The following is a 6,747-nucleotide window of genomic DNA, read 5'->3' on the forward strand; positions in this document are numbered from 1 at the left end:
TTGGTGAGCTGGCAGATATAGTTGGAGTTGATAAGTTTATCCAGGGTATTGGTAAGGAGAGGTTACTTCGGAGTGTGGATAAATTTGTGCAAGGGATTGGAGAGGAGAAGGTAATTCGTAGCATTGGGGAAAAAGAGGTAATTCGTAGCATTGGGGAAAAAGAGGTAATTCGTAGCATTGGGGAAAAAGAGGTAATCCGTACCATCGGCGAAGAGAATTTATTGAAAGATCTTATACATCTCCTTGGCAAAGAGAAGATAAAAAAGATGTTGAAGGAAAATTAAGAAAATTAGTAACTATTCAGCCACAGATTAACACGGATTAGCACGGATAAATACAGAGGTCAGGCGACAGATGAGAAACGGAGAAAGGGAGAAACGGAGAAGGAGAGGAGACACGAGCCACTATACTTGAATTTGCCTTCAACCTTGAGCCTAATTACGGACACGGATACCGGACACGATTCACGAATTTTCCGTGTTTCATCCGTGTCCATCTGTGGCTGAATAATTACTCTAATCTTAATTCTTTTGCCCGATTATTTGCGGCGGTGACTGCCTGGATAAATGCCGAGCGGATTCCTTTTTCTTCTAAAACATTTAGTGCAGAAATGGTTGCTCCACCAGGTGAAGTAACCTTATCTCGTAAAACCGCAGGATGTTCAGCAGTCTGTTTGAGCATTTTAATTGCTCCTTCTATCGTTTCAATCGTTAAGGTTAAAGAGGTATCTCGCGGTAATCCTACCGATACGCCTGCATCGGTCAAGACCTCAACAATAGTAAAGAGATATGCAGGACCACAGCCCGATAATGCTGTAACCGCCTCCATTAAAGTCTCTTTGATGACCACAACCTTTCCTACTGCTTCAAATATGGCTTTGACTAACTCCAAATCCCGCGTATCTGCATATCTTCCTTTACAAATACCCGCCATACCCTGCCCTACTAAAACCGGTGTATTTGGCATAACCCTGATTACTGAAACCTCTCTGGCAAATTTAGATTCAATAAATTTTGTGGTAATCCCCGCGGCGATAGAAATAATCTTTTGGTCGGGTTTTATAATCTCGGAGATTTCAACCAAAACCTCCGGCATTATCTGAGGTTTAATTGATAAGATAATAATATCTGCCCCTCTGATACCTTCTTTATTATCACTTGTTCCGTTTATACCTAACTCTTCTTTAAAAAATTCAAGTCGTTTGAAGTTAACATCACAGACCAGGAGATTACTCTTTTCAATTAAATCTATCTTTAATATTCCTCTGATTAATGCTTCAGCCATATTCCCGGCGCCAATAAAAACTAATTTCTTCCCTTTTAACAACTCCATAACTTCTCCTGAAAATAGGAAGTAGAGAGTAGAGAGAAAATCTTTCCTCCACCTGTTTTTTCCTCTATTCTCCTGAAAATAGATAGACTACAGACCATAGACCAAGGAACCGATGAAAAGCAAGTTTATTCCCCCTTAAATTCGGGACTCGGGATTCGGGCTTCGGGCTTCGGGAAGGCTGGTAGCCGCAGGCTTCAGCCCGATTTCACCTGAACCATCAAACCATCCAACTCCTCTTTCATTTTTCTTTGTGAGTCACAGAGTTATATCCGTTTGTCCTAATTTATAATGGCAATCTTTCCTATTGCCTTCTCACCACTACCTTCAATGACATAAATATAAACGCCACTGCCTAAAGTCTGTCCGTGATTATTTGTTCCATTCCAGAAGACATAACCACTTGTGGCTAAATACTCCTTTTCATAAACTAATTCTCCAGTAATTTTATATATTCTTATTTTTACCGCATCTGCTAATCCGTCAAAGGTAATTTTATCATGACCTTTAGATGGCTTGAACGGATTGGGATATACCCGGACATTACTTAAAGAAACCGCAGGAGATGATGGTAACGCCACGATAAATGTTGATAAAGTTGTAATGGTTGCCTGGATTATATTTTCATCCGAACGGACAATCTGATTTTCTGACGGAAGCATCTCCCAATAATTATTATTTAAACGATAAATTTTAAGTTGCATCTCCTCATCTGATGAGAATCCTGCCTCTGGATAGGTGATAAAAATAGTTAAGGTTGCGGTGGGCATCACTTCTTCATTATTTGAATTTATGGCTAAAAGTTGCCATGCAGAACTGATTGATTTTTTGATTTTAGGGGTTGCCTGATTAAAATTAGTCACTGGTAAAATAGGAAATATGGTAAGGGTAAAAGTAGTGGTTCCGTCAAATGCGTTTGCCGGCACATCTACTTGTATTTTTTCAGTCCCTGTGCCATAACTTACCGCCGAAGGTAGAGTAAAATACCTACTTACTACCCTTATTCCATCTGTTGTTGACCAGCTTCCGTAAATATCCGCTCCATTTTTCGCCTTTACTCGGTAATAATAAATACTTCCATATTGTCTTGCGGTGATATAATAATAAGTTTGGATAATATTATCAGAAATAGTGCCCCACTCTCCGGAATCTTTTCTTTCTTGAAGTTCGTAGCCGGCAATCCCTGATTCTGTATCCGTAGCAAAAGACCAACTAACTAAATAATTTCCCGTAGAGGTAACATCAAGGTCAATACTCACATATCCCTCTGTAATTGTTCCAATAGCAGAAGGAGGAGTCTCATCTTGAATCGCTGTGGCAGTTGCTTGAACCGTTGTTGTTGCCAGAGAATAATAAATCCCATCGTAGCTAAAGGCAGTGTAATAATATATTTGACCATTAATGATATTTTTTGTATCCACCGTAGAAGTGCCTTGACCTTGATAAATTTGGTCTCCATCTTCTGAATTTTGCGGGAAATAATAAAGATTCCTGATTATCTTGACTTCCTTAAAATCCTCATCTGCTGGGTTAATCCAATTTAATACAATTTTTTTAAACTCACCTTTTGCGGTGAAACTGCCAACGAGTCCTGGCAGAGTTGTATCTGTCGCCACTGCCTCGCTAAATACTGGCGATGAATAATTTGCCCCACCATCTGAGGTAAAAGCAGTATAATAACAGGTCGTTCCTGGTGTAAGTAAGGTTTCGGTATAATTGGTCAATGTCCCGCGGTAAACTTGTGTTCCTTCTTTCGGCGTAGTCGCATAGGTACCTGTATTTTTCCTAATAATAACTTCTGTAACCCGATTATCAACAGGGAATATCCAGTTTAAAGTCATCTGACGATTATTCCCCGGGGTAGCAGTAAAATTACTTACCTTAGTTAAAGTCGCCTCTGGATAACCTACGACATAAGTAGATAAACTACCTATTCTTACCGTAACTAAATTTTCATTGGGAATAACTGTTTGTGTCCCAGCCACCATTTGCCATAAACCATCAACATATCGATAAATCCGATAATCAGACTCTGTGCCTGCATTTATTGGAGAATATGAGAAGATAACCAATAAAGATTTGGCAGGTTGAACCTCTATCAGCGTCCCAGAATTAAACGCTAAAAGATCATAACACTGACTTAAAAATTGACTCATCAGAGGTGTCGAGGAGGCAAAATTAGCTGGTGGCGAAACCTGACTAATCGTAAAGGTAACAGACCCAATAAAGGCATCTGCCGCAACATCAATTGTTATCTGACCATAATTAATACTGCTGGTTGCGGGAATCTCTACAGCCTTATTTACTACCCTTATCCCATCCGATGTCGAAGAATAGGAACTCCATAATTCCGCTTCATTTTTGGCAGAAACTCGATAATAATAGACATTACCAACAATTTTACCCGTGAAACCATAACTAAGTTGAGAAGTATAGCCAATTGTGCCCCAGGTTCCACCTGTCCCTATTCTTTCCTGAACCGCATATTGAATTATATCAGAATCATCATCTTGAGCCATAGTCCAATAAATTGTATATGAGCCAATAGTATTAATATCTTTATCAGGAAAATCTTCGGTTACCGTCCCCGGAGGAAATGGGGGAGAAATATCTCTCTGTGGCGTAGCACTCGCACAACTAAAACTACCTGCACAATCAAATGCAGTATAATAATAAGTAACCTCATTGAATAAATTGTCATCAATAAAAGTCGTTGCCGTCCCACTATAGACAGGAATTCCATCGGTTATTGTTCCCGGATAACCATTTGTATCCCGGACAAGTGTTATAACATCCAAATCATTATTTATCCAGGTCAATACTATCTTTTGATGTTTAGGGGTAGCAGTAAGGCTACCGATATCCGCTTTTGCCAATGTTGTGAAAAATAATGTGAGTAGCAAGCAAACTATTGTTCTCTTTATCATATTTTTAATAATACCATAAGACTTTATAAAAGTCAACACAAAGTTTTACCTAAACTGGATATGTTTTTCTTTTCTCCTTCAGGGACATAGACTTATTAGTGCTTATATATTTTACTTTTTCAAAAGTGATGTTTTGTCGTCATCTAAAAATTTTGTGTGATAAGGGGTTAGAAATTATTTAAAAAAAAATTAAAAAAAATAGTTGACAACTCTATATCTTGTATTATAAACTATCTACAATTCAATATATAGATATGAAAAAGACAGGGAAAGAGAACCAATGGTAACCGTTCAGGTAATCCTTTACCGCAGAGACGCAGAGAAACAGAGAAGACATAGAAATAAAGTAACTATTCAGCCACTGATTAACACGGATTAGCACGGATAAATACAGAGGGCAGAAGGCAGAGGACAGAGGGCAGAAAACAGAAGGCAGAGAACAACAGGAGGAAAAAAACTTCAGCCTGATTACGGACACGGAAAACGGACACGGATTACGAATTTTCAGTGTTTCATCTGTGTCCATCTGTGACTGAATAGTTAGCAATAAATTTTAATTTTTTCTCTGCGTCTCTGTGTCTCTGCGGTGAACAGTTACAACCAATGAGAAAGTGGGAAAGGGAGAAAGTGAGAAAGAGGGGAACTAATTTTCTCACCTACTCACTTTCTCCCCTTTCCACTTTCCCGGCTGTGCCTGTTGTTTCACTTCAGATGGTTAAATAGTTACTTTCTTTCTAATTATGGAGAGGGAAGCAGGATGAAATGTCCATTTTGCAATCAATTAGAGGATAAAGTTGTTGACTCAAGAGAAGTAGGGGAAGGCACAATTATCCGCCGAAGAAGAGAATGCTTAAATTGTGGCAAAAGATTCACTACTTATGAGCAACTACGCGAGAAGATACCTTTTATGGTGATAAAAAGAGATGGACGAGAAGAACCATTTGACCGCGAAAAGATAATTGCCGGCATTATGAAGGCATGTGAAAAAACCTCAATAGATACTGAAACAGCGGAAAGTATAATTGATGAAATTGAAAGTATTCTCAAGGATAAAGAGGAGAAAGTGATTAAGAGTCAAGAGTTAGGTGAGTTAATAATGGAGAGACTTCATTCCTTAGATGAGGTTGCATATTTAAGGTTTGCCTCTGTTTATAAACAATTTAAGGATGCCGGGTCATTTACAGAGGAGATAAAAGAAAGTTTTGGTGGAGAAAAAAGGTAAATTATGTCTTTAGTCGTTTCTGTTCGAGTACCAGATGGAATTGTTTTGGCCGCAGATAGTTTAATGACATTTCATACTCAGGCAGTTCCAAAAGAGGAGTTTGTCAAATGTCCTAAATGTGAAGCGAAAATACCGCATTCTCTTGTTTCACCACCCCCGCCAGTTTTGGCGCCGGGCTCATCAAATACCCAGAAATTATTCTGTATAAAGAAAAGAAATGTGGGAATAGCCGTATTTGGTATGCCTTTTTTAAGCGGGAGAACGATAGAAAGCCACTTAAGAGATGTGGAGAAAAGAGTCTTTGAAAATGAAACGGTTGAGCGTGTAGCGGCAAAAGTAGAAGAATATTTCAAAGCAGAGTTGAATAAAGAGGTAGGTAATTTAGAAAACATCCCGGAGCGACAATTCCCATTGGGTTTCCAGGTTGCCGGGTATGATGAACAAGACCCATACATAGGGAAAACATTCTCTGTTGAAATAGGTAGAACTTCAAGAATAGAACCTTTACATACTAAAGGTTACGGATGCTCAATAAGTGGTGACCAGCGAGTAATCTTAAAACTATGGAAAGAAGATCCCAATATACCTTTACCAATGCCACCATTTCAACTTCTACCTTTACAGGATGCGATGGATTATGCCTTATTTCTCATTCAGACAACAATTGAATTTCAGAGATTTACACCAATGACTCCTACCTGCGGGGGAAATATTGATGTGGCGGTGATTACTCACCAGACAGGATTTCAATGGATTAAAAGAAAGGAATTAATAATAAAAGAACATTAGTAGGTGTAGGAGGGGAGGGGGATATTTTTTAAAGCCTGTAGCCATTTAATGGCTACAGGCTTTTTTAATGTTTATCACCACAAGTGCCTCTATAGCAGTTATTAGTCAAAATTTTACTCAGGGTGGATAAGTAAAAAATCCCAAATCCCAAGCACCAAATCCCAAATAAACACCAAATTCCACATACCAAAAAGCGAATTAGAGGTAAGAGTTCAGGTAGGATAAAAATAAGGAGAAAGGGAGAAGATGGAGAAGTGGAGAAAAGAAGAGTTAAGTGATACTTGATGTTCAAGTTTTTTAAAGGTATAAAGATTTAACCGCAAAGAGCGCAAAGGAAGGAAAATAAGGTGGTAAACAACCTATTGCTTTGTTAAGTTTGCTTTGCTATGTTTAGAAAGTTATCGGTTATCAGGTTATCGGTGAAGAGAAAACAATGACCTGTTATCTCCGATTACTGATTACCGATTACCTAAGTAACAT

The 6,747-nt window shown here is 38.6% G+C and carries 5 protein-coding genes; 3 read left to right on the forward strand and 2 right to left on the reverse strand.

Annotation, left to right across the window (positions count from 1 at the left end):
• Positions 1-284, forward strand: a 284-nt coding sequence (locus AB1414_13110) for a hypothetical protein (GenBank protein ID MEW6608362.1), incomplete at its 5' end; no start/stop codon positions are given.
• A gap of 226 nt (positions 285-510) precedes the next feature.
• Here AB1414_13110 and proC read toward each other — a convergent pair.
• Both proC and AB1414_13120 read right to left on the reverse strand, forming a co-directional pair.
• A complete protein-coding gene (gene proC, locus AB1414_13115; protein MEW6608363.1) occupies positions 511-1,332 on the reverse strand; it encodes a pyrroline-5-carboxylate reductase in 822 nt (273 codons plus the stop codon).
• A gap of 278 nt (positions 1,333-1,610) precedes the next feature.
• Positions 1,611-4,256 (reverse strand): T9SS type A sorting domain-containing protein, encoded by a 2,646-nt coding sequence (locus AB1414_13120; GenBank protein ID MEW6608364.1) that lies wholly within the window; start codon positions 4,254-4,256, stop codon positions 1,611-1,613.
• Between the two features lie 757 nt (positions 4,257-5,013).
• Between AB1414_13120 and nrdR the strand changes: the two genes are divergently transcribed.
• On the forward strand, positions 5,014-5,478 hold the full coding sequence (nrdR, locus tag AB1414_13125) for a transcriptional regulator NrdR (protein MEW6608365.1): 465 nt from the start codon (positions 5,014-5,016) through the stop codon (positions 5,476-5,478).
• Positions 5,479-5,481: 3 nt separating this feature from the next.
• Entirely contained in the window at positions 5,482-6,267 is a 786-nt protein-coding gene (locus AB1414_13130) for a hypothetical protein (GenBank protein MEW6608366.1), read from the forward strand.
• Positions 6,268-6,747: the final 480 nt, after the last annotated feature.

It is taken from the genome of bacterium (assembly GCA_040755795.1).
Classification (GTDB): Bacteria; UBA9089; CG2-30-40-21; order CG2-30-40-21; family SBAY01; genus JBFLXS01.